This window comes from Pseudomonas sp. NPDC007930 (assembly GCF_042958985.1).
Lineage (GTDB): Bacteria > Pseudomonadota > Gammaproteobacteria > Pseudomonadales > Pseudomonadaceae > Aquipseudomonas.
Genome location: NZ_JBIBKC010000002.1, coordinates 527,017 through 549,676, shown reverse-complemented (window position 1 = coordinate 549,676; position 22,660 = coordinate 527,017). Strand labels below are relative to the sequence as shown.

General features: G+C 67.9%; 25 protein-coding genes. 3 read left to right on the top strand and 22 right to left on the bottom strand.

Annotation, left to right across the window (positions count from 1 at the left end; genetic code table 11):
* Position 1: 1 nt before the first annotated feature.
* Complete coding sequence (locus ACFZCE_RS07025) at positions 2–1,147, bottom strand: efflux RND transporter periplasmic adaptor subunit (RefSeq protein ID WP_390937333.1); 1,146 nt, start codon at positions 1,145–1,147, stop codon at positions 2–4.
* Positions 1,148–1,372: 225 nt separating this feature from the next.
* Here ACFZCE_RS07025 and ACFZCE_RS07020 point away from each other — a divergent pair, with 225 nt between their 5' ends.
* On the top strand, positions 1,373–2,014 hold the full coding sequence (locus ACFZCE_RS07020; RefSeq protein WP_390937331.1) for a TetR family transcriptional regulator: 642 nt from the start codon (positions 1,373–1,375) through the stop codon (positions 2,012–2,014).
* A gap of 114 nt (positions 2,015–2,128) precedes the next feature.
* On the opposite strand, the gene ACFZCE_RS07015 is transcribed toward ACFZCE_RS07020, so the two are convergent.
* On the bottom strand, positions 2,129–3,559 hold the full coding sequence (locus ACFZCE_RS07015; protein ID WP_390937513.1) for an MFS transporter: 1,431 nt from the start codon (positions 3,557–3,559) through the stop codon (positions 2,129–2,131).
* A 139-nt stretch (positions 3,560–3,698) separates the two neighbouring features.
* Positions 3,699–3,842: a hypothetical protein gene (locus ACFZCE_RS07010; protein WP_390937329.1), complete on the bottom strand. Its 144-nt coding sequence runs from the start codon at positions 3,840–3,842 to the stop codon at positions 3,699–3,701.
* 745 nt (positions 3,843–4,587) lie between these two features.
* Here ACFZCE_RS07010 and ACFZCE_RS07005 point away from each other — a divergent pair.
* On the top strand, positions 4,588–7,410 hold the full coding sequence (locus ACFZCE_RS07005) for a winged helix-turn-helix domain-containing protein (RefSeq protein WP_390937327.1): 2,823 nt from the start codon (positions 4,588–4,590) through the stop codon (positions 7,408–7,410).
* A 120-nt stretch (positions 7,411–7,530) separates the two neighbouring features.
* On the opposite strand, the gene ACFZCE_RS07000 is transcribed toward ACFZCE_RS07005, so the two are convergent.
* The 13 genes from ACFZCE_RS07000 to ACFZCE_RS06940 are packed head-to-tail and all read right to left on the bottom strand — an operon-like array spanning position 7,531 to position 16,313.
* Positions 7,531–8,577 (bottom strand): EscU/YscU/HrcU family type III secretion system export apparatus switch protein, encoded by a 1,047-nt coding sequence (locus ACFZCE_RS07000; RefSeq protein WP_390937325.1) that lies wholly within the window; start codon positions 8,575–8,577, stop codon positions 7,531–7,533.
* Positions 8,578–8,580: 3 nt separating this feature from the next.
* Positions 8,581–9,393: a type III secretion system export apparatus subunit SctT gene (sctT, locus tag ACFZCE_RS06995; RefSeq protein ID WP_390937324.1), complete on the bottom strand. Its 813-nt coding sequence runs from the start codon at positions 9,391–9,393 to the stop codon at positions 8,581–8,583.
* Between the two features lie 4 nt (positions 9,394–9,397).
* Positions 9,398–9,667 (bottom strand): flagellar biosynthetic protein FliQ, encoded by a 270-nt coding sequence (locus ACFZCE_RS06990; protein ID WP_390937322.1) that lies wholly within the window; start codon positions 9,665–9,667, stop codon positions 9,398–9,400.
* A 5-nt stretch (positions 9,668–9,672) separates the two neighbouring features.
* Entirely contained in the window at positions 9,673–10,329 is a 657-nt protein-coding gene (gene sctR, locus ACFZCE_RS06985; RefSeq protein WP_390937320.1) for a type III secretion system export apparatus subunit SctR, read from the bottom strand.
* Complete coding sequence (gene sctQ / locus ACFZCE_RS06980; protein ID WP_390937318.1) at positions 10,326–11,300, bottom strand: type III secretion system cytoplasmic ring protein SctQ; 975 nt, start codon at positions 11,298–11,300, stop codon at positions 10,326–10,328. The genes sctR and sctQ overlap by 4 nt, the downstream gene beginning before the upstream one ends.
* Complete coding sequence (locus tag ACFZCE_RS06975) at positions 11,297–11,764, bottom strand: hypothetical protein (protein ID WP_390937316.1); 468 nt, start codon at positions 11,762–11,764, stop codon at positions 11,297–11,299. The genes sctQ and ACFZCE_RS06975 overlap by 4 nt, the downstream gene beginning before the upstream one ends.
* Complete coding sequence (locus ACFZCE_RS06970; RefSeq protein ID WP_390937314.1) at positions 11,761–13,083, bottom strand: FliI/YscN family ATPase; 1,323 nt, start codon at positions 13,081–13,083, stop codon at positions 11,761–11,763. The genes ACFZCE_RS06975 and ACFZCE_RS06970 overlap by 4 nt, the downstream gene beginning before the upstream one ends.
* The gene (sctL, locus tag ACFZCE_RS06965) at positions 13,080–13,664 is read right to left on the bottom strand and encodes a type III secretion system stator protein SctL (RefSeq protein ID WP_390937312.1); all 585 of its coding nucleotides are present in this window, start codon (positions 13,662–13,664) and stop codon (positions 13,080–13,082) included. Before sctL ends, ACFZCE_RS06970 begins: the two co-directional genes overlap by 4 nt.
* Positions 13,661–14,263, bottom strand: a complete 603-nt coding sequence (locus ACFZCE_RS06960) for a type III secretion protein (RefSeq protein WP_390937310.1) — start codon at positions 14,261–14,263, stop codon at positions 13,661–13,663. The genes sctL and ACFZCE_RS06960 overlap by 4 nt, the downstream gene beginning before the upstream one ends.
* Positions 14,260–15,027 (bottom strand): type III secretion system inner membrane ring lipoprotein SctJ, encoded by a 768-nt coding sequence (gene sctJ, locus ACFZCE_RS06955; protein WP_390937308.1) that lies wholly within the window; start codon positions 15,025–15,027, stop codon positions 14,260–14,262. Before sctJ ends, ACFZCE_RS06960 begins: the two co-directional genes overlap by 4 nt.
* 4 nt (positions 15,028–15,031) lie before the next feature.
* Entirely contained in the window at positions 15,032–15,442 is a 411-nt protein-coding gene (locus ACFZCE_RS06950; RefSeq protein WP_390937306.1) for a hypothetical protein, read from the bottom strand.
* Between the two features lie 12 nt (positions 15,443–15,454).
* Positions 15,455–15,664, bottom strand: a complete 210-nt coding sequence (locus ACFZCE_RS06945; protein ID WP_390937304.1) for a hypothetical protein — start codon at positions 15,662–15,664, stop codon at positions 15,455–15,457.
* A gap of 34 nt (positions 15,665–15,698) precedes the next feature.
* Positions 15,699–16,313: a type III secretion protein gene (locus ACFZCE_RS06940; RefSeq protein ID WP_390937303.1), complete on the bottom strand. Its 615-nt coding sequence runs from the start codon at positions 16,311–16,313 to the stop codon at positions 15,699–15,701.
* Positions 16,314–16,361: 48 nt separating this feature from the next.
* On the opposite strand from ACFZCE_RS06940, the gene ACFZCE_RS06935 reads away from it, so the two are divergent.
* Positions 16,362–17,138: a tetratricopeptide repeat protein gene (locus tag ACFZCE_RS06935; protein WP_390937301.1), complete on the top strand. Its 777-nt coding sequence runs from the start codon at positions 16,362–16,364 to the stop codon at positions 17,136–17,138.
* Positions 17,139–17,143: 5 nt separating this feature from the next.
* Here the strand turns inward: ACFZCE_RS06935 and ACFZCE_RS06930 are convergent, their stop codons facing one another.
* The 6 genes from ACFZCE_RS06930 to ACFZCE_RS06905 are packed head-to-tail and all read right to left on the bottom strand — an operon-like array spanning position 17,144 to position 22,645.
* Positions 17,144–17,545, bottom strand: coding sequence for a hypothetical protein (locus tag ACFZCE_RS06930; protein WP_390937299.1), 402 nt, complete (start codon positions 17,543–17,545; stop codon positions 17,144–17,146).
* Between the two features lie 10 nt (positions 17,546–17,555).
* Positions 17,556–18,878 (bottom strand): pilus assembly protein N-terminal domain-containing protein, encoded by a 1,323-nt coding sequence (locus tag ACFZCE_RS06925; protein ID WP_390937297.1) that lies wholly within the window; start codon positions 18,876–18,878, stop codon positions 17,556–17,558.
* Complete coding sequence (sctV, locus tag ACFZCE_RS06920; protein WP_390937295.1) at positions 18,875–21,028, bottom strand: type III secretion system export apparatus subunit SctV; 2,154 nt, start codon at positions 21,026–21,028, stop codon at positions 18,875–18,877. Before sctV ends, ACFZCE_RS06925 begins: the two co-directional genes overlap by 4 nt.
* A complete protein-coding gene (locus tag ACFZCE_RS06915; protein ID WP_390937293.1) occupies positions 21,025–21,363 on the bottom strand; it encodes a tetratricopeptide repeat protein in 339 nt (112 codons plus the stop codon). Before ACFZCE_RS06915 ends, sctV begins: the two co-directional genes overlap by 4 nt.
* On the bottom strand, positions 21,360–21,731 hold the full coding sequence (locus ACFZCE_RS06910) for a hypothetical protein (protein WP_390937292.1): 372 nt from the start codon (positions 21,729–21,731) through the stop codon (positions 21,360–21,362). Before ACFZCE_RS06910 ends, ACFZCE_RS06915 begins: the two co-directional genes overlap by 4 nt.
* Entirely contained in the window at positions 21,728–22,645 is a 918-nt protein-coding gene (locus ACFZCE_RS06905; RefSeq protein ID WP_390937291.1) for an FHA domain-containing protein, read from the bottom strand. Before ACFZCE_RS06905 ends, ACFZCE_RS06910 begins: the two co-directional genes overlap by 4 nt.
* Positions 22,646–22,660 lie beyond the last annotated feature (15 nt).

The following is a 22,660-nucleotide window of genomic DNA, read 5'->3' as shown; positions in this document are numbered from 1 at the left end:
GTTACTCCGTTTTCGCGCCGGCGTTGGCCGCGGGGGCATTAGCCGCAGCGGCGGCCTGGGCCTCGTGAGGGTTGACCGTGGCGCCTGGCTTGACGAACTGCAGGCCCTCGACGATCACCTTGTCACCGGCCTTCAGGCCGTCTTCGACCAATACGTCGGTGCCGATGGTGCGGCTCGATTTCAGTTGGCGCTGCTCGACCTTGTTGTCGGCGGTCACCACCATGGCGGTCGGGTTGCCCTTGAGGTCACGGGTCACGCCGATCTGCGGCGCGAGGATGGCCTGCTGGGCGATACCGGCCGGCAGCCTGGCGTGCACGAACATGCCCGGCAGCAGCAGGTGGTCCGGGTTCGGGAACACCGCGCGCAGGGTCACCGAGCCGGTGGTTTCATCCACCGACACCTCGGAGAACTCCAGCTTGCCGTCCAGCGGGTACTGGCTGCCGTCTTCGAGCTTGAGGTTGACCTTGGCGGCGTTGTCGCCGGCCTTTTGCAACTGGCCGCTGTCCAGCGCGCGGCGCAGCTTGAGCATGTCGGTGTAGGACTGGGTCACGTCGACGTAGATCGGGTCGAGCTGCTGGATGGTCGCCAGTGCGGTGGTTTGCCCATTCGACACCAGTGCGCCTTCGGTCACCGCCGAGCGGCCGATGCGGCCGTCGATCGGCGCCAGCACCTTGGTGTAACGCAGGTTGATCTGCGCGGTTTTCACCTGGGCTTCGGCCTGCAGTTGCTGGGCGTGGGCGGTGTCGTATTCCTGGCGGCTGACGGCTTGTTCGTCGATCAGCTGGCGGTAGCGGTTGGCCAGCGAGCGGTATTGCTCGGCACTGGCCTGGGCATTGGCCAGGGTCGCCTCGTAGGTAGAGGGGTCGATCTGATACAGCTGTTGCCCGGCTTTGATGTCCGAGCCTTCCTTGAACAGGCGTTTGAGAATGATCCCGTCGACCTGCGGGCGCACTTCGGCGGCGCGGTAGGCGCTGGTGCGCCCGGGGAGGTCACTGGACAGGTTCACGGTCCTGGGTTGCAGGGTGACCACACCGACTTGCGGGGTGGGCGCCGCGGCGGGCGCGGCCTGCTCCTTGTTGCAGCCACTGAGCAGCGTGGCCAGGGCAATGGCGGACACCAAAGCGGGAACGGCTGGCTTGAATTGCATGAAGATCCTCGGAGGCGTGTACGCGCAAGACGCTCAAGAGTGATGGAACTGAGAATTCGGCTGTAGCTGGATTAGTAGCTTGCTATCGAATATACTTACATTCACGCCTGTTTGTAAACAGCCGTGACCCAACGCCGCAGCCCCTTTAACGCGGGTGCTGCCGCTGCCGGGAGCGATCAGAACAATGCCCCCGGCCAACCGGGGAATACCAAAGGTTGTAACGCCATGGTCCGCCGTACCAAAGAAGAAGCCCTGGAAACCCGCAAGCAGATCCTCGAGGCCGCTGAAGCAGCGTTCTACGACCGCGGTATGGCGCGCACCACGCTGGCCGACATCGCCGCGCTGGCGGGGGTGACGCGGGGGGCGATCTACTGGCATTTCAGTAACAAGGCCGATCTGGTGCAGGCGCTGCTCGACAGCATGACCGAGCCGTTGGATGAGCTGGCCCGCGCCTCGGAAGACGAGCACGAGCCGGACCCACTGGGCTGCGTCAAACAATTACTTGTCAAATTGTTTCGGCAGCTGGCGCTCGACCCCAAAACCCGACGCATCAACGAGATCCTCTTCCATAAATGCGAGTTCACCGACGAGATGTGCGACTTGCGCCGCCAGCGTAAAGCCGTGAGCGACGAGTGCAACGACCGCATCGAACTGTCCTTGCGTAACGCAGTGAACCGCGAGCAACTGCCCGCGGACCTCGACACCCGCCTGGCGGCGCTGTCACTGCACGCTTACATCGATGGCCACATTGGCTTGTGGCTGCTGTTGCCGGAAAGCCAGCCGCTGGAGCGCAACGCCGAGCGCCTGGTCGAGGCCATGCTCGACATGCTGCGGCTGAGCCCGGCGTTGCGTAAAGGCGCGGCTTAAATGGCCTACGGCCATGAACCTTGGCAAACCTTGATTACACTATTTCTGCCGCCAATGCATTAAGCGAAGCGCCGGCGGCTGTTCAAAATTTATTTCATTTAAAGCGCAGCCAGCCTAGGCGCGCCCGCGCAGCGGGTGGTTCGGCAGCGCCAGCGCCGCCGCCAGGCCCAGCATAGCCACCGCGGCACTGGCCAGGAACAACTGGCGGAAGGTCCCCTGCAATTGCCCCCGCAAGGCCTCGCGCGCGCTGCCGTCAACGGCGTTGAGGCCATCGAGCAACGGGTTGCCGCTGCCTTCGCTCAAGCCCACCGCCCCGCCCACATGCCCCCCGTGCAGCAAGGCCAGCAACAAGGCCGACATGCACGCCACCCCCACCGCGCCGCCCAGGGAGCGGAACAGGTTGGTGGTGCTGGTCGACACGCCGATGTCTTTGGGCTGGGCGGCGTTTTGCGCGCCCACCAGGGAGGTGGGGAACTGCAACCCGCCGGCCACCCCGGTGAGCAGCATGAACACACTGCTGAGCAGGCTGGCCTGCGGCGGGGTGAACGCCAGGCCGAGGATGGCCAGCGGCATCAGCGCGGCGCCGGCGAGGATCACCGGTTTGAAGTAACCGTGGCGCGCCGTGTGCCGGCCGCCAAAGAACGCCCCCAGCGGCAGCCCCATGGCCAGCGGCAGCACGTGCAGCGCGGCGCTGTCGGCGCCGGCGCCGAGTACCGCCTGGTAGCGCAGCGGGATCAGCACGGTCATCGAAATGGCCTGGAACGAGGTAAAGAACACCGTGCACCAGCACAGCACCGCTGGCCGGTTACGAAACAGATGCAGTGGCAGCAGCGGCTCGCGAAAGCGTGCCTCGTGCCAGATGAACACCCCCAGCGCCAGCAACGCGCAAGCCCACAGTGCCAGCAATGGCGGGCTGGCCCACGGGTGGCCCTGGCCGGCCAGGGTCACCGCCATCAGCAGGGAGGTCAGCCCGGTGATCATCAGCACCACGCCGAAATAATCCACCACCGCCTGGCGCTGCGGGCTGTGCAGCCCGGCCAGGGTACGGCGAATGTACAGCCAGCCGCCCAGGCCCAGGGGCAGGTTGATCCAGAACACCCAGCGCCACGACAGGTATTCGGTCATGTAGCCGCCCAGCACCGGGCCGAGCACGCTGGCCGCGGCGTACATGCTGCTGAAGTAACCCTGGTAGCGGCCCCGTTCGCGGGGCGGCACGACATCGCCAATGATCGCCTGGCTCACCGACACCATGCCGCCGGCACCGATGCCCTGGATCACCCGCGCCAGCACCAACTGCTCCATGCTCTGCGCCAGCCCGCAAAACAGCGAGGCGAGGGTGAACAGCCCCACGCCGAAGAGGATCATCGGCCGCCGCCCGTAGAGGTCGCCGAGCTTGCCGTACACCGGCGTGGCCACGGTCATCGCCACCATGTAGCCGGCGATCACCCAGGCGAGCAGGGCAAGGTCTTTGAACTGGGCGGAAATGGCCGGCATCGACACCGCGACGATGGTCTGGTCGAGGGCGCCAAGAAAGATCGCCAGCATCAACGCGGTCAGGATCGACCGCAAGGCTGGCGCATGGGGTTCGGCTTGGGTCACGGCAGGGCGCCTGGCAAGGGAGGGCTGTGCCAGTTTATCCGATAGCCGGCTACCGATCTATCCGCGTGGGGTTACCCGTGGGCCGTCATCGCAGCGCGCTGAACGAGGCAGACTGCGGCACGCACTGGGCGTAGGCGCAGCTTTGCGCGTAGCGCTGGGTGCGCATCTGCTCGGCGCGGAACACGGCGGCGGCATACAGCGCCGCCAGCGCACACATCGAAACAACCATCAGGCATCTTCTTGTTTTTATGCCCATGACGTAGACCTCCTACTGCCGGAGTGTGTGTCGTCCTGATGATCAGTATAGCGCCGCCACACCGCTGCGCGGGGCAGCGGCGAGTGCGGGGATGAACGGTGCGAAGTGCCGGGGTTGGACTAACCTGTTCAACTCAACAATGCTGGCGATGTGCAACTAACTGCCAGGCTCCGTGAGTAAGCAGTGTGCGCCGAAAGTGCGCAGGCTTTTCGCCTGATGCAACTTCCGAAGGGGTGTTAGTTGTTCGGGTTTCCGAACGAAGTTATCGGTAATCGTCGGGAAACCGAACGCAAGCCCCTTGGAATGCCTGGTTCAGCGTGTATCTAGATGTTTCAATTAGTTGAGAAAATATCACGCTTAGCCGCCATGGCACAGTGCTTGCAAACTTTCCGTCATAACTTTCTGCTAGCGTACGGCACCCGTGCCATGGCGGCAGAAGTTGCCCTTTGATGGTGCACACCTGCCAGGAATGCGAAGCAATGCTCAAAATAACAAATACCCGCAGGGCACTTTTTGAACAAAGCCTGATTTTTACGGTCATCCGTGGCACTTAGCCATCCGCCGACCCTGGGGTGCATCCCCAAACAGTAACCATCGGTCAGGACAATACCCCCCTGATCGGCTGCGCACGTTCGTCAAGGCGACAGCGTGGCGGTGGTTCCGCCCACCGCCCCGTGGGCTGATCGCCGCTGAAAACCTCATCAAAAAAGGTTTACCCATGGCACTCAACAGCATCGGTCTCGAAGAAGTGGTTACCTCCCGTGGCAGTGACGGCGCAGAGGCCGACCCCTGCCTGGCGTTCGGCCCATTCGTGCTGTACCCCCAGCAGTACATGCTGTTGCGTGGTGGCGAGCCGGTAAACCTCGGCAGCCGCGCGCTGAGCCTGCTGGTGGCGTTGGCCACCCGGCCCGGTGAACTGGTGGAGAAACACGAGCTGTTGAGCCTGGTCTGGCCGAAGGCGGTGGTCGAGGAGTGCAACCTGCGCGCGCAGGTGGTGGCGCTGCGCCGGGCGTTGGGTGAAAACGACGACTTCGGTTATATCGTCACGGTGCCGGGGCGCGGCTACCGCTTTATCGCGCCGGTGAGCCAGCCGGCCCTCGAGCCCGCCGCGGCGGCGTTGCCGATGGCGCCGGCGAGCCTGCCGAACCTGGCCACCCGGGTGATCGGCCGTGACGAGGTGATCCAGGGCCTGACCGAACAACTGCTGCGGCGCCGCTTCGTCACCCTCACCGGCCCTGGCGGGGTGGGCAAGACCACCGTGGCCCTGGCCGCCGCCAACTGCCTGCGTGAGGCCTTCAGCCTCGGTTCGGCCTTCGTTGACCTCGCCGCGGCGGCCTCGGCCTACCAGGTGCAGGGCATGCTCGCCAACGCGCTGGGCATCAGCGTGCCGGGCCAGGCGCCGCTGCTGCAGGTAGCGCCCAATGAAAGCGGGCGTTTCCTGCTGGTGCTCGACAACTGCGAGCACGTGCTCGACCACCTCGCCGGCGCGGTAGAAACGTTGCTGCAGCAAGGCCCGCAGTACTTCGTGCTGGTCAGCAGCCGCGAGCCGCTGCACGCCGAGGGCGAATACGTGCAAGACCTCCCGCCGCTGGCCGCGCCGGCGCCGCGCTCGGGCCTGGGCATCAAGCAGGCGATGGCTTACCCGGGGGTTGAGCTGTTCATCAAGCGGGTGGCCACCCACGACCCGGATTTCGTTTTCCAGGACGCCGACGTCGACGCCGTGGCGGCTATTTGCCGCAAGCTCGATGGCAACGCCCTGGCCATTGAAATCGCCGCGGCGCGCGCGCGGGCGTTCGGCGTGCATGACCTGGTCGAACTGCTCGACAGCAGCTTCCGCCTGCAGATGACCGGCCGGCGCACCGCGCTGCCGCGCCACCGCACCCTCAGCGCCACCCTCGACTGGACCTACGCCATGCTCAGCGAGCACGAGCAGGCGATGCTCCGGCAACTGGCGGTGTTCAATGGTTGCTTCAGCCTGGAAACGGTCAAGGCGGTGGTCGACATCGAACCGCAGCCGGCCTTCGAAGTGGCCCCCGCGCTGGAAAGCCTGGTAGGTAAGTCGCTGCTCACTGCCTTCGAACACCAGCAGGGCAAGCGCTACCGCTTGCTCGAAACCACCCGCTTGTACGCGCTGGAAAAACTCAACCAGCACGGCGAGGCGGCGCACATCGGCTACCGCCACGCCCACCACGTCAAGGCCCAGTTGACCGAGGCCCTGGCCTTGCTCGACCGCCTGCCGCCGGGCAAATGGCTGGCCCGCCACGCCTCGGAAATCGACAGCGTGCGCACCGCCCTGCAATGGGCCTTCGCCGAAGGCGGCGAGGTGGCCCTGGGAGTGGAGCTGACCCTGCTCAGCGCGCCGCTGTGGCTGCGTTTGTCGCTGCTGGGCGAGTGCCAGGCGTGGATCGAACAAGGCCTGCAGCGGGTCGATGAAGGCGAAGCCCAGCCGGGCACGCGGATGGTGCTGCGCACCTTTGCCGCGAGCATTCTCACCCTCACCCATGGCGGTGGCCCGCGGGTGCGCCAGGCCTGGGAAGGGGTGCTGGCCGACGCCGAGCTGCTCGCCGACAGCCAGCACCAACTGCGCGCCCTGTGGGGCCTGTGGAACGACCGCGTGTGCTGCAACCAGCACGTCGAGGCGCTGGCCCTGGCCAAGCGTTACCTGGCGCTGAGCCAGCGCGACCACGTTGAAGACCGCCAACTGATGGGCAAGCGCATGCTGGCCATCGCGCTGTTCTACCAGGCCGACCTCGCCGGGGCCCGCCAGGCCATCGGCGAGGCGCTCAGTTCGCCGTTCGCGCCGCGTTCGCACATCATCGACGTGCACTTCGACCAGCGCCTGGCGGCCCGCGCGCTGAAGGCCCAGGTGCAGATGCTCGAAGGCAACCTCGGCCAAGCGCTGGTGACGCTCGACAGCTACCTGGGCGATGCGATCAACCTCAACCACCCGGCCACGCTGTGGTATTGCCTGTGCTACAGCGCCTTGCCGGTGGCCCTGCTGGCGGGCAGCGAGCACAAGGCCGGGGAATACCTGGGGCTGCTCAAGGGCAGCATCACCAGCCAGGAGCTGCCGTTGTGGTGGCGCTACAGCCAGTGCTTCGAGTGTGTGGTGCAGTTGCGCAAGCAGGTGCGCGAAGACACCGTGGCCCAGCTCGGCGAGCTGCTCGGCGCCTTGCGCGAGCAGAACGACACGCCGCTTTACAGCCTGTTCAGCAGTGAGTACGTACAGGCGCTGGGCGCGTTGGGCCTGCCGCAGTGGGGCCTGGACGCGCTGGAGCAAACCCTGGCGCGGGTGTGCGAACGCCAGGAGCGTTGGTTCCTGCCTGAGCTGCTGCGGGTCAAGGCGGCATTGCTGCAGCAAGCCCAGGGCAACGCCGGCCGTGAAGCGGCGCTGGCCACCCTCGAGCAGGCCCGCGAAGCGGCCCAGGCCCAGGGCGCGGTGTTCTGGTTGTCGCGCATCGAAACCGACCTGGCGCGCCTGCAGGGCCCGCGCCGGGCAGGGCTGGCCAATGAGCGGGGTTCGTTGGAGCGGGCCGGCTGAGTATTTCAGGCTGAGGGCCCTTCGCCCGGCACAGCCGGCCTCCCACCAGTTTTGTGTGAGCCATTGATTTTGGGCGCAACACACCCCGTGGGAGGCCGGCTGTGCCGGGCGATGGGCCAGTCAGATCAACCGCGCGGCCACCAGAATATCGGCCACGGCCTGGAAGGTGTGGTCCGGCACCGGCTCGCCGGGCACGGTGCGGCGGGCGATGTCGGCGGCCAGCTCCGGCGCGTGCACCTGCAGGATGCCCAGGTCCTGGGCCTGTTCGAGCAGCGCGGCGACCTCTTCCGGGGCGGCCCGGCACACCACCACCGGCACCGGTGTTTCGCCGCGCACATAGCGCAACCCCACCATCGCGCCGCCGCCGCCACCGAGCAGGATCGACGCTTGGCCGATCCCGGTCTTGCCGCTCATGGCTTGCATTTCCTGGCGCTGGCGGTTGCGTTCGCGCTTGATCAGCGGGTCGCCTTCCTGGTCCTTGCGCTCGCGCTTCTGCTCGGAGCGGGTCATCTTCATGTCGCGGCCGAACAGCCAGCGCTGCATCAGCACATCGACCGCCCCCAGCAGCAAGAACGCCGCGATCACGGTGAACACCAGCGGCTTGAGCACCAGGTAAAAGGTCGACTCGATGCAGCCCGCGCCGCAGCGTGAGGACTCCATCATCGCCTGCAACGCATTACGCCCCACCACGTAGAACGCCAGCGCCAGGCCGCCGACCTTGAACACCCCCTTGAGGAATTCCACCAGGTTACGCAGGGCGAAAATCCGCTTCAGCCCCTCGGCCGGGTTGATCCGCTTGAACTCCGGCTTGATCGGCTCGCCGGAAAACACAAAGCCCTGCATGGTGGTGAGGTTGGTGAGAATCACCGCGCCCACGGTCACCGCCACCACGGGCAGGGTCAGGCTGATCAGCAATTGCTGGGCGGTGTCGATCGCTCGCGGCCACACCTCGGCGAACGGCTGCACGTAGATACTCGCCACCAGCTCGAGCAGGGCGGCGATCTCCGCCCGTGCCCGCGGCTCGATCACCGCGATGCACAGCGAGCAGAAGAGGATCACCACGCCGGAGACCATGTCCTGGCTTTTCGCCACCTGGCCTTTTTCGCGGGCTTCCTTGAGCTTCTTTTTTGTTGCCGGCTGGGATTTCTCTTCGCTGGTATCGGCCATCGCTCAGAGGCCCCCCGCCAGGGTTTTGAGGAATTCGATGGTGGCGCGAAATTCCGCCAGTTGGTCGAGCATCACTGGGATCAAAAAGCCCACGTACACCACCATCAGCACCGTGAAGAACAGGTTCTTCACCGGCAGCGAGAGGTCGAAGATGTGGAAGTTCGGCGCCATCCGCGCCAGGTAGGCGAGCATCAGGTCGGTGACCAGCAGGGCAATCACCAACGGCGAGACCATCAGCACCCCCACCCGCATCACTTGGTCGAGGATCGACAACACGGCCATCAGCGCGTCCTGGGCGAAAATCGGCGTGAAGGCCATCACCGGCCACAGTTGGTAACTGTGGTAATAGCCGTCGACCATCAGGATGAACCCGCCCGACATGAAAAACAGCGCGATGATGATCACCACCAGTAACGTGGCCATCACGCTGGATTCGTTCGAGCCGAGGGGGTCTACCAGTTGCGCCATGGTCGAGCCGCGTTGCAGGTCGATCAGCTCGCCGGCCACCTCCGCGGCCCAGAACGGAATGCCGAACAGCAGCCCGACCAGCACGCCGATCAGCATCTCTTTGATCAGCAACCCGGCCAGGTACAAGCCGCCGTGTTGGGGCAGGGTGGTGAACTCGGCGAAGATCGGGAAGAACATCGGCACCGAGATGGCCACGGCCACGCAGCTGCGGATCATCCCGGTGAGGCCGAGGCGGTTGAAGGCAGGGGTCACCAGCACCAGCCCGGTGGCGCGGGCGGCGGCCAGGGCGGCGGAGCTGATCACCGGGTAGGCAACCTCGACGAACGCGGTGGCGAAGGTGGCATCCATCAGGCTAGCGCGTCCACATCGGGAAGTTGTCGAGCACCTGGTTGCCCAGCTCCATGATCTGCCCGGCCAGCAACGGCCCGACGAACACCACCAGCAGCAGCACCGCCACCAGCTTGACCACCTGCGGCAGGGTTTGGTCCTGGATCTGCGTGAGCGCCTGCAACAGCCCCACCGACAGCCCCACCACGATGGCGATGCCCAGCGCCGGCGCCGACAGCAGCAGCACGGTCATCAGCGCGTGTTTCATCAACGAGAGGAAAACGTCCTGGCCCATGGCGGCTAGCTCCCGTAACTCAGGATCAACCCGTGCATCAGCCGTGACCAGCCGCTGAGCGAAACGAACAGGAAGATTTTCAGCGGGATGGATATCAATGTGGGCGAAACCATCGACATGCCCATCGCCATCAGCACGTTCGACACCAGCAGGTCGACCACCAGGAACGGGATGTACAGCAAGAAGCCGATCTCGAAGGCGCGGGTCAGCTCGGAGCTGACGAACGCCGGGATCAGCACCACCAGGTCATCGTCGCGCAGGTTGGCGCGGGCCTCCGGTGACCAGATGGTTTCGGTGGCCTGCATGAAGAACCCGCGTTCGCTGGGGTTGGCGAAGCGTGACAGGTGGGTTTGCAACGGTGGGCGCAGCGCATCGCCCAGCTCTTCGAGCTGGGCGGCGTTCTCGAAGGTGAGTTCGCGGCCCTGCACCTGCTGGTACATCTCGCCGATCAACGGCGTGGTCACGTACACCGAGAGAATCAGCGCAATGCCGTACAGCACCAGGTTTGGCGGGGTTTGCTGCACGCCGAGGGCGTTGCGGATCAGGAACAACACCACGGAGATCTTCATGAACCCGGTGAGGGTGACCACGGCCAGGGGGATCAGGCCGATGGTCGCAACAACCAGGATGATCTCGATCAGGTTGGGCTGGTACCCGCTCATAGGCTGGCAAAGCTCAGCACGCGCACACCCAGGCCATCGCCGATGCGCACCAGTTGGCCATGGCCGACCCGGCGGCCGTTGACCATCAGTTCCACGGCGTCGTCGCTGCGTGCCTCGAGGGCGAGCAGGCTGCCTTCGCCGAGCTCGCGCAGTTGGCCGAGGGTCAGGTCAAGGCGGCCCACCTGGCAGGTGAGGGTCAGTTCGAGGCTGTCGAGGGTGGCGTCGGGCGTGGCGGCTGCGGGGGTGTCGCTCATGGTCGGGAGTGTCCTTGGGGTCAGGGGGTGCAGCAGGTGCAAACGGTCTTGCTCGCGGCGCAGGCGGGCCTGGCGGCCGGCGCAGTGCAGGCTGAGCTCGCCGTTGCCGTCGAGCATCACCACATCGCCTTCGCGCAGGCTGCGCAGTTCGGCCAAGGCCAACGGCGCCTCGCCGGCGCTGACCAGCGCCGGCAACGGCAGGCTGGCGAACGGCGCCGGGGCGGCGGGGTGTGGGTCGAGCAGCGCGGCCAGTTGCACGGCAGCGGCCTGGCTGAGGCTCAGCTCCAGCGGCAAGCCGGCGTCATCGCCCCAGTTGAGGCTCAAGCGCAGGTGCGCGAATGGCGTGAACGGCTGGCCCAGCGGCTGCAGCTGGATGGCCTGGCCGCTGGCGCCTTCGAGCGCTTCGAGCAGCGGCAGCAGCGCGGCCTCCAGCCACAGCGCGCCGGCCGGGCCTTCGCCAAAGCCGGCCGCCATGCTGCTGAACAGCGCCCCAGGCAGGGCCAGGCGCAGTGGCGCGCGGCCCCACAGGGCTTCGGTTTCGAGCATGGGCTGGCTGCTGGGGGCGGGGGCCCAGTGCAACTGCAGCGGCAGTTCTCGCCAGTGGCCCTGCCAGGGTTGCAGGCGCCGGTGCAGGCGGTTGAGCAGCGCCGCCTCGGCGGCGCTGAACGTGGGGAGCCCGTGCAAGGGCAGCGGCAAATCCTGGCTACGGCAATTCATGGCAATACCTGTGGCGTGGCCTGGGCTTCGGCGTCTTCATGGCGTTCCTGGGCAAGCCGTTCGGCGGCCTGCCGGCGTTGCATCAGTACCTCGCTGGCTTCGCGCTGGCGCTGCGCGGCGAGGTGTTCGCGGCGGCGGCTGGCGTGCAGCTCGGCCTCGCTGGCGGTGCTTTGGCGGGCGCCGTCGAGGCTGGCCTGCAGCGCTGCGCCGTCTTCGGCCAGCGCCGCCAACTGGGCCTGGGCCTGCTGCCAGGTGTTCACCGGCAGGCCGCTGGCGGCGCGGGCGGCCAGGCGTTCGGCGTGCTCGGCCAGTTGCTGCTGGTGCGCCTGCAGTTGCGCCAGGGCCTGGGCCTCGGCGGCCACGGCGGCCAGGTGCTGCTGGCGCTGGCGTGCCAACTGGCGCGCGGCGCGGTCTTCGCGCAGCGTGCGCAATGCCTGCAGTTGTTCGAGTTCGCGGGTTTTCATGCCAGCACCTTGCGCAGTTGCTGGAGGGTTTGCGTGGCGTTCGAGGGCTCATCCGCCGCCTGGCGCAAAAAGCCCTGGATGGCCGCGGCGCGGGCCAGCGCTTCGTCGGCCAAGGGGTCGCTGCCGGCGGCGTATTCGCCCACCCGCACCAGCATCTCGATGGCTTCGTGCTGGGCCATCAGCTCGCGCAGGCGGCGCGCCAGGCGTTTTTGTTCCTCCGGGGCGACGTGGTCCATCAAGCGGCTGCGGCTGCGCAGCACGTCGACCGCCGGGAAGTGGTTGCGCTGGGCGAGGTCGGCGCTGAGCACGATGTGGCCGTCGAGGATCGACCGCGCTTCTTCGGCCACTGGGTCACTGGCCACGTCGCCTTCGGTGAGCACGGTGTACAGCGCGGTGATGCTGCCGGTGGCGGCGGGGCCGGCGCGTTCGAGCAGGCGCGGCAGTGCCGAGAAGAACGACGGCGGATAACCGCGGCGGGTCGGCGGCTCGCCGGCGGCCAGGCCGAGTTCGCGCTGGGCGCGGGCGAAGCGGGTGAGGCTGTCCATCAGCAGCAATACGTGCTTGCCCTGGTCGCGGTGGTACTCGGCGATGGCGGTGGCGGCGAACGCCGCGCGCACCCGCTCGGCGGCCGGGCGGTCGGAGGTGGCCACCACCGCCACGGTGCGCGCGCGGGCGTCGCGGCCCAGTTGCACGTCGAGCAGCTCACGCACCTCGCGGCCGCGCTCGCCGATCAGGCCGATGACGATCACCTCGGCGTCGGTGTGGCGCACGATGCTCGCCAGCAGCGACGACTTGCCCACCCCGGGCTCACCGAAAATCCCCATGCGCTGGCCGCGGGCGAGGGTCAACAGGCCGTCGATGGCGCGCACGCCCAAGGCCATGGGTTGTTCGATCAACTGCCGGCTGAACGGCGCCGGCGGCTCGGCGTGCAGCGGGTAGCGCAGCAGCCCGCTGGCCGGGGCGGCGCCGTCGAGCCATTCGCCCATGGGGCTGATCACCCGGCCCAACTGCCCAGGCCCCACCAGCACGCCGAGGGCGCGGCCGCTGGGGGTGATGCGGGTGCGGCTCGACAACCCCTGCATGTCGCCGATCGGCGAGAGGATCGCTTCGTCTTCCTCGAAACCGATCACCTCGGCGGCCAGGGTGCGGCCGCTGGCCGGGTCGAACAGCTCGCACAGCTCGCCGATGCTCACCCCCTGCACGCTGGCGCGCAGCAGCACCCCGCGCAGGCTGCGCAGGGTGCCGCGCATCGGCCGTGGGCGGGCCTGGGCCAGGCGCTCGTGCAGGCGCGGCAGCAACGTGCCAAGGGCGTTGTTCATTGCCCCGGCTCCTGTTCGGCGAACGGCAGCAGGGCCAGGCGCAGTTGCTGCAGTTGTTCGTGCACGCCCAGCTCGACCGAGCCTTGTGGGCTGGCCAGGCGGGCCTGGCCGGGCTGTAGCAGATCGTCGCCTTCAACGCTGACGCCCAGGCCGGCCTGCGCCATGTGCTGGCGCACCGGCTCTACCTCAGCCGGGGGCACGTGCAGGGCCAGCGCCTGGCCCTGGCGGAAGCCGCTCAGGGCTTGGCGGGTCAGCGCCAGCAGGCGCTCGCGCGGGGCCAGTTCGCCGATCAGCTCACGGGCAATGTTCAAGGCCAGGTCTGCCACGGCCGGCTCGATGTCCGCCAGCCAGTGGTCGAGGCGCTGCTGATGCTGGGCGAGGGCGGCGGCCATGTGCGCGCGGCCTTCGGCCAGGCCGTGGGCGTAGCCTTCGGCGCGGGCATCGGCCTGGCACTGGCCGGCGTCGTCGCGCAGGCGCTGGGCTTCAACCTGCGCGGCGCTGAGCAGGGCGTAGCCGTCGAGCCACAGGCCGGCGTCTTCACGGCGCAGAATACGCCCGGTCGGGCGGCTGGGCAGGTTCATGGGGCCACCTCCTCAGGGGCGAGCAGGGCGCGCGCGGCCACGCCGACGATCGCCGGGTTCACCGCCGGGCCCACCGGCTTGGCGCTGGGCAGCTCGAAGCGCAGTTGCAGCCAGGCCCGCAGGGCTTCGGGTTGGGCCTGCAGCCACTGGCTCAGGCAGGCGGCGCCGTCTTGGTCGATGGCCGCCAGCAGGGCGCTGGGCTCGCGCAGCAGGTCGGCGGCACCGGCCAGTTCGCGGTGCGCCAGGGCTTGTTCGTACACGCCTTGGCCCAGCCGTTCACGCAGTTGCTGGAGCACTTCGCCGCGCACTTCCTTGGCCAGCGTAGCGGCATGCCAGATCGCCCCGCACTGGCGCGCCAAGCGGGCGAACCGCAGCGCCGGCAGTTGCAACACCGCCAGGGTCGCAGCGTCCGGGGGCGGTACTTGTTCCAGCGGTTGTAGCTCGTGGAAGGCCAGCATCAAGTGGGTCAGCCGCTCACGAAAGCGCGGGTGCCCAAGCACCTGCTCGCGCCATTGCTCGGGGCCTTCACCCAGGCACGCGGCCAGCGCTTCGGGGCGCACGAAATCCAGCGGTTGCTCGCGCAACGTTTGCCAGTTCATTCAGCCTCCTTGAGCACGTAGGTGCGTTGGCCCTGGCGGCGTTTGTAGTGTTGCCAGGCAAACGCGCCGAGCAGCCCGAAGGCCAGCACCAGCGCGCCACCGAACAGCCATTGCGCGCGCGGCAGGTCGCTTTCGAGCATCCATACGCCCATGAAGCTGGCCATCGCCGGCTGCATCGCGGCGTTGCGCTGGGTGTGGGCCTCGATGGCGGTGACCGACACGCCGTCGTAGCTCAGCCCAGCGATGCCATTGGCCACCAGGGTTTTGATCTGCGGCAGCAGGGTGTTGATGTTGGTGCCTGGCTCGTAGCGCACCAGCACCGAGGCCGACGACGGCGAGATCACCCGCTTGAGCAGGTCGTTGTCGGGCAGCACCACGTGCACCCGCGCCGAAACGATGCCGTCGATCTGCGACACGCTGTGGGAGAGTTCTTCGCTCAGGGCGAAGACCATCTGGGCGCGCTCCTGGACCGGTGAAGACACCAGCCCGTTGCTTTTGAAGACCTCGCCCATGTTGGCGAATTTCTCGCCCGGCAAGCCGGCGCCGTCGAGCACCGCCATGGCCTGGGCGAAGCGTTTTTCATCGACCATCACGGTCATCTGGCCGTTGTCCTGCAGCTTGCGCGACGCGGGAATGCCCGCCTGCAGCAACGCCGCGACCATGGTGTTGGCGCTGCGTTCGTCGAGGTTGCTGTACAGGGCCGTGTCGCACGCCGCCAGCAGGCCGGCAAATACGAGAACGAGCATCAGGCGGGCGAGTTTCATGGCGTTATTGACCTTTGAGCAGGGTGTTGGCGGAGCCGGAAATCTGCGTGGCACCGCGTACCACCATCTGGGTTTCGATGGAGTAATCGAACATCTTGCCGAGCGAGTGCACCAGTTGGTCGACCTGGGTGGTGCTCGCCGAGCGCGCCGCGGCCGCGCCGGCATCGGCGTTGCTGGCCACCTGCACCGGCGGCGGGCTGCCGGCGGGGCTGGCGAGGGCATCGGCCTTGGCGTTGAACGCGTGGGAGCGGTCCATGAAACCGTCGAGGCGGTTCATCAGGTTTTCGCCCAACTGCGACGGGCCCGCGCCATCCGGGCCGCGGGCGGTGTTGGCCATGTGTTCGAACAGGCTCTGGGAAGCCTGGTTACCTCCCGGCGGCATGGCCGCCGTGGTCGGTGAAAGGTTCACGCTCATGCGGCGGGCCTCTTATTCGTCATCGTCATCCGACATGGCGTCGTTGAGCATTTCCTGCGCCTTGGGCATCAGGATGAATTGCCCACCGATGATCACGCCCTGGCTCACCAGTTCATTGGTGAGCTCTTCGTCGGTCATCTCGCTGGAACTGTCTACCGCGGCGTCGAACTGGGCCTGGGTGTCGGTGCTGCTCTGGGTGCTGTCTACCGGGGTCACGGCCATGATGGTGGCTCCTGATTGCAGGTGGATGAAAACGCTAGCGAGGGGCTTCCTCGCTGACGGTGTTGCCTCGGAAAACTCGAATGCCATGGCTGCTGGGCGCGCGCGCCACGGCGGCGGCGGGGCGGCGCACCTGGTCGACGTGCTCCTGCACCAGGGCCAGGTAAGCGGGCGGGCCGGAAACCATCAGCTCGCCGCCGGCGGGGCTGTCGCGCATCGCCAGGCGCTCGCCGTACACGTTCAGCCCGCCCAGGTAACTGCGCAGCTCGCCGAGGTTGGCGTTCTGAGGCTTGAACAGGCGGGTGGTGACTTCATCGTCGTTGTTCAGGTACAGCACGTTGCCGTCGAAGTACCACGACAGCCCGTTGGCATCGCAGAGGTTCTGCAAGAACTCGCCGGCTTCCTTGGCGCGCACTACCCCGCGGGATTTGCCGCGCACCTTGTCGGAGAACACCACGGTGAGGTCCAGGTGCTGGCCGAATTCTTCCATCGCCTTGCGCAGGTCTTGCTCGACCAGCACGTAGGGGTAGGGCTCGGCGAACCATTCGGGGTTGTCGGCCGGGGCGGCCTGGGCCGGTGCCGTGCATAGCAGCCAGGCGCTGGCGAGCGCCAGCAGCCAGCGGCCGCCGCGCTGTAACAAGCGCAGCGGCATACTGTCGAACCCGTTACACTCGTTCCGTCCGCCTGAAGAGACCTGCATATGCTCCATCGCGTTGCCCCTCTGCTGTTCGGCAGTTTGCTGCTCACCGCTTGTGCCCACCAAGCGCCCACCGACCCGGCCTACGCGCGCTACCTGCGGCTGGGCGACGACCTCGCCAGCCGTGGCGACCCGGTCAGCGCCGCGTCGCTCTACGACAAAGCCACCCAGTTGCCCGACGCCGGCGTTGAGGCCTGGGTCAAGTTGGGCCAGGCGCGGCTCGACATGGGCGATGCCCGCGCGGCCGAGCGTGCCTACCAGCAAGCGCTGGAAGACGCGCCGAACAACGCCGACGCGCTGCTCGGGCTGGGCACCGCGCAGTTGCAGCAAGGCCGTTACGACCGCGCCGTGATCGCCCTGACCCAGGCCGCCGACCTCGGCAACCAGGCCAGCGCGTGGAACCGCCTGGGCATCGCGCAGATCCTCCGCGGCCAGGCCAACGCCGCGCAAACCGCCTTCGGCAAGGCGCGCAGCCTCAACCCCAATGACCTCGACACCCAGTGCAACCTGGCCCTGGCGCAAGCCTTGGGCGGTGATGGCGCGGCGGCCTTCAATGGCATCCAGGCGGTGGTGCAGTCGCCGCGGGTGCAGGCCCGCCACCAGCGCAACGCCGTGCTGATCGCCGTGCTCGCCGGCCGCGAGGCCGCCGTGGCCAGCCTGCCGCTGGACGAAGTCCCCGCCCCGCAGCGCGCCGCCCTGCTCGAGCAGGCGCGGCAGATCAAGGCCCTTGGCGACCCGGCCGCCCAGGCCCGCGCCATGGGTTTGGTGAAGGCGCAGTAGGCGCATCACTCGCTGCCCTCCTGGTTCTTCGCCGCCGCCTGTTGTTCCTTCAGGCGCCGGCGCAGTTCTTCACGGTCATAGCCGTCGATGTACACCTGCGCGGCGCGGCCCACGGGCGCGGCCATGGTCGGCCCGGTGGCGCGGCCCTGTTGCAGGTCGCGGCGTGACTCGACCATCTGCAGCAGCACCAGGTTGTTGGCGCAGCCCGGCGCCAGCTTGGGCTGGTAGTCGTCGCCCAGGCCGATCAGGTCGTCGGCCGCCGGCGCCAGGCACTGCACCGGCATCAGGCCGCTGTGGCCGTTGGCGTCGGTAAAGCCCTGGTAATGCGGCGAGTAGCTGGCCGGCGGCAGGTGGGTCTGGCAACCGCCGAGCAGGGCGCAGGCAAGGTAAATGGCCGTTCTGTTCATGGGCGCGGCCTCAATTCAGGTAAAAGCCGAACGCGCCGCCGGTGCGCGGCCCGGCCTGGGCGGTGGTGTTGCCGGGCTGGGCGTCGAGCGGGGTGGCAACCACCCGTTCACGCACTGGCTCGACCAGGTACGGGGTGATCAGGATCACCAGTTCGGTTTCATTGCGCTGGAAGCGCTTGGAGCGGAACAGGTTGCCGAGCACGGGCATTTCGCCCAGGCCTGGCACTTTGTCGACATCCTGTTGGTTTTCACGCTGGAACAACCCGGCGATGGCGAAGGTCTGGCCGCTGCCCACCTCGACCCGGGTGTCTGCCCGGCGCACGCGGAAGGCCGGCACGGCGATGCCGTTGGCCACGGTGGAGTTCTGGGTGACCACGCTGCTCACCTCCGGGCGCACCTGCAGGGCGATGCGCCCGTTCGGCAGCAGGGTGGGGTTGAACAGCAGCGACACGCCGTAGGGCTTGTACTCGATGCCCACGGTGTCGCGGTTGACCGGGATCGGCACCGGCACTTCGCCGCCGGCGAGGAAGCTCGCGGTTTGCCCGGTCATGGCGGTGATGTTCGGCTCGGCCAGCACTTCCAACACGCCGTTGCTTTGCAGCGCGTCCAGTACGGCATCGATGTTCACATTGCCGCTGCTCAGCCCGGCGCTGATCAGGTTGCTCGCGCCGCTGACCGAGGCCGCCGAGGCCAGCGGGCCGCCGGTCAGCAGGCCGAAGGAAAAGGTGCCGTTGTTGAACAGCGCGTTCCAGTTCACCCCGTAGCTGAGCAACTGCGAGCGCGACACCTCGGCGAAGCGCACGCGGATGTTCACCTGCGCCGAGCCGGGCATGGTGGTGGTGTTCAGCGCCGCCTGCAGGCCTTGGTTCTCGATGCTCAGCAGGGCGTTGAGGTCGGTTGCCTCGCTCACGTCGGCAACCTGGCCGTGGGCGACCATGCGGTTGCCGGCGGCGCTCACCTGGGCCTGGCTGCCGGGGTGCAACTGCGCCAGTGGCGCGGCCACCGCGCCAGTGCTGGCGCCCACGGCGAGGGTCAAGTTGGCCACTTCGCGGTCGTTGTTGCCCAGGGCGATCAAGCTGGTGTTGCCGGCGGCCTTGCCGAAGATGTACAGCACGCCGGGGGCGACCACTTGCAGGTCGGCGATGGTCGGGTCTGCCACCAGCACCGACGCTACCGGCGCGGCAAAGTGCAGGATGCGCCCCTGGCCGGCGGCCAGCTCGAGGGTGCGCTGGGCGCCCGGGGCAATGGTTTCGCCGTGGGCGAGCAGGGCCAGCAACAACGAGGTGGCGCCGAACAGCCAGCGCGAAACAGCCAGGTACGTAGGTCGGGTCATGAAGCATTCGCCAGGGGGGTTGCCGCCGCGCCCTTGGGCACTGCGCGGGGGGTGATGTCGCTGAGGCTGATGTTGGCCACCGCCTGCACGCTGTATTCGCCGGCCAGGTCGCGGAACGACAGCACCGGCAGCGGTACCTCGCCACGTTGGCACAGGCGGCGGATGCCGCGGCGCAGTTCGGGGTGCACCAGTATCACCGTGCGGTCGTCTTCGGGCAGGCGCTGCCAGGCATGGCGCAGTTGCGCCAGCAGGTTGCGCGCCAGCTCTTCGGGGAAGTTCTGCGAGGTCTTGTCGTTGCGGCGCAGGGCGCCACGCAGTTGTTCTTCCACGCCATGGGCGAGCACGAAGGCGCTGATCACCCGTTGTGGGTCTGCATACTGGTGGCTGATCTGCCGCGCCAACGCCGCGCGCAGATGCTCACCGAGGCGGCCAGCGTCGGGTTCGTGGCTGCCCCATTCGACCATGGCTTCGAGCAGCGCGCGCTGGTTGCGGATCGACACGCCTTCGGCGACCAGGGTGCGCAGGGTTTCGGCCAGGCGCTGCAGCGGCACGCTGCGGGTGACTTCCTTGATCAGCTCGCCGTACTGGCCGTCGATACGCTCCAGCAGCAGGCGGGTTTCCTGGATGCCGAGAAAATCCGCCGCGTAACGGCGCAGGGTGCGCTCGAGCAAACCGCGCAGCACTTCGTCGGGCAACAGGAAGGCCACCCCGGCGTCTTGCAGGGTGGCCTGGTGTTCGCGGGCTACCCAATGGCCGGGGCGTTGGTTCAATGGCGAGCTGGCTTCGAACGGTTCGACCTCCAGCAGCCGCGCATGTACGGGGTCGTCGCGCAGCAGCAACTGGCCGGCGGGCAGTTCGCCTTCGCTGACCGGCACGCCTTCAAGCTCGACCACGTAGCGTTGCGCCGGGGCGGCGCGGTCGAGGTAAAGCTGTGGCACCGGGACGTCGATGCCCAGCTCGCTGCGCAAGTCGTGGCACAGGCTTTCGATGCGCTGGCGCAGCATCTGCTCCGGCGCCTGTTCGGCCAGGCCACTGCCCAGGCACAGCAGCACGCGGGCATCCACCGGCTTGGTGAAGATTTCTTCGCTGGGTTCGGCTGGCAGCGCTTCGGCGCTGATCGCCGGTGCCGCCTGGGCCGCGGCCTCTTGCTGGGCGGCGCGGTGCTGGCGGCGCCAGAGCATGAACGCGCAGGCACCCAGCCCACCGCCCAGGCCGAGGAACACCAACGCCGGGAAGCCCGGCAGCAGCGCCACGCCGAGCAGGATCGCCGCGGTCAGGGCCAGGGCGCGGTAGCTGTTGCCCAGTTGGCTGACAATCTCGCTGCCGAGGTCTTGCGCGGCGCCGGCGCTGTTCACCCGGGTGACCACGGTACCGGCGGCCACCGAAATCAGCAGCGCGGGGATTTGCGCGATCAGGCCGTCACCCACGGTGAGCAGCGAGTAGGTGTGCACGGCGGCGCCAAAGGCCATGTCGCGCTCGACCATGCCGATCAGCATGCCGCCCAGCAGGTTGACCGCGAGGATCACCAGCCCGGCGATGGCGTCGCCCTTGACGAACTTCATCGCCCCGTCCATGGCCCCGAACATCTGGCTTTCACGCTCCAGGCGCGAGCGCCGGCGGCGCGCTTCGGCCTGGTCGATGTCGCCGTTGCGCAGGTCGTTGTCGATGCTCATCTGCTTGCCCGGCATGGCATCGAGGGTGAAGCGCGCGGCCACCTCGGCGACCCGCTCGGCACCCTTGGTGATCACCACGAACTGCGCCACGGTGATGATCAGGAACACCACCAGGCCCACCACCACTTGCCCGGCGATCACGAAGTCGCCAAAGGCTTTGACGATGTGGCCGGCGTCGGCGTGGAGCAGGATCAGCCGCGTGGTGGTGATCGACAGCGCCAGGCGGAACAGCGTGCTGAGCAGGATCAACGGCGGCAGCGCGGAGAACTCCACCGAGTGGGAAATATAAAACGCCACCACCAGCACCAGAATGCTCAGGGCGATGTTGATGGCGATCAGGGTGTCGACCAGCGGCGTGGGCAGCGGGATGATCATCATCACGATGGCCATCAACATAAAGGCCACGATGATCACGTCGGTGCGCTGGGCGGCCATGCGGGCCAGGCCGTTGAGCCGGCTGAGCGGTGCGGCGGTCATGGGCGGGCCCTCCTCAAGGCCAGGTAGTCTTTGAAGCAGGCGCGGGCTTCGGCGTGGGCACCGCCGCACCACAGCGCGCGGGCGCGCAGCAGGGTGTCGTGGGGCTCCGGGTTGCCCAGCGCGTGCAGGCGGTCCAGCGCGGTGAGCGCGCGCTGGGCGTCGCCGCTGTCGGTGAAGGCCAGGGCCAGGCTGCGCAGCAGGGCAGGGTCGGCCGGGGCCATGTGCGCGGCGATCAACAGCATCACCAGGCCCCGCTGAGACTGGCCGGCGCGGCGGTAGAGGTCGCCCAGGCCGCGCAGCAGGTGCAGGCTGTCGCGTTCGTGCTGGGCACTCATGCTTCGTCGGCCTCGCCGCGTTGGCCCTGCAACAGGTGGCGCATGTGGATCTCCTCGCGGATCAGGTCTTCGGCCAGGGCGCGGATGTCGGGTTCCAGGTCCAGGCGCGGCAGCACCTCATCGAGAATATGGCCGAGCAGCTCGAGCGAGCGCGGCGCCGAAAACAACGCGGGGTCCAGGGCCTGCAGGTCGCTGGCCTGTTCCACCTCGTCGCGCAGCGCCTTGCGCGCGCTGGCCTGCCGGCGCCCGAGCAGCGCGTCGAAACGCGCGCTCTGGCGGGGGCTGACCGGCGTGATGCCGTTGACGTGCTCGGGGCGTTGCGCCGGTTCGCTGCCCGGCGGCAGCAGGGGCCGGGGCTCTACCCTCATAGGGTGAAGGTGAAGCGTTCTTCGCCGCGGGCCAGCACCACCTTGCCGGCGTCGATGGTGTCGAGCACCCAACGGTCTTCCAGCGCGGCGCCGGGGAACAGGTGGCGGCCGGTGCCGTCGATCACGTAGGGGTTCTTGCCGAACCACACCGCCTGGAAGCGCACCCGTGGCGCGTCGGCTTCCACCGCCTGGGCGACGTTGCCGTGCAGCACCATGTGCTCGCCGTAGCGGCTGTCGAAGCCCCGTTGCACGGCGTCCCAACTGGCTTTTTGCGCCGGGGTGAAGCTGCCCGCCACGCTGATCTGATGCTCACCGGCATCGGTGTGGATGGTGCTGGCAAGGCCGGCCTGGTCAAGCTGGTGGTCCAGCCAGGTGCGCGCCTGGGCCACGCTGGGCACGGCCTTGGGCGCGGCGGCGGTGGCGGGCAGGGTGACCGAGAAGTCTTCACCGGCCGGCTCGCGCAGGGCGAACACCGAGCCGCACACCAGCATCAGCGCCACACCCAGCACGGCTGGCGGCTTGCGCCAGGCCGGGGTGGCCGCCACCGGTTGGGTGCTGCGGATGGCCAGGCGCGCCTGGCCCACGTGCAGCTCTACCGGCAGTTCGGTGATCAGCCCGTGGCCTTTGGGCACGTGCTGTTGTGGCTGTTGCGCGGCGCGTACGCGCACATCGCCGCCGAGCGCTTCTACCGTGAGCCGCTGGCCGTTCAGGCGCAGGCGCACGTGGCGTTCGGCAACGGCGTCGTCATGCAGTACCACATCGGCGCTGCTGGCGCGGCCGAGGGTGTATTGGTCGCGGTCCAGGCCCAGGGTTACGCCCTGGTGCAGGCCAGCGAGGATGTCGAGCACCGCGGTGCCCGTGGTGCCTTCTGCCGCGGTTGGGGGCAGTTGGGCATGGGAAGTCAGGGCTGTCATGGTCGCAGTACCACC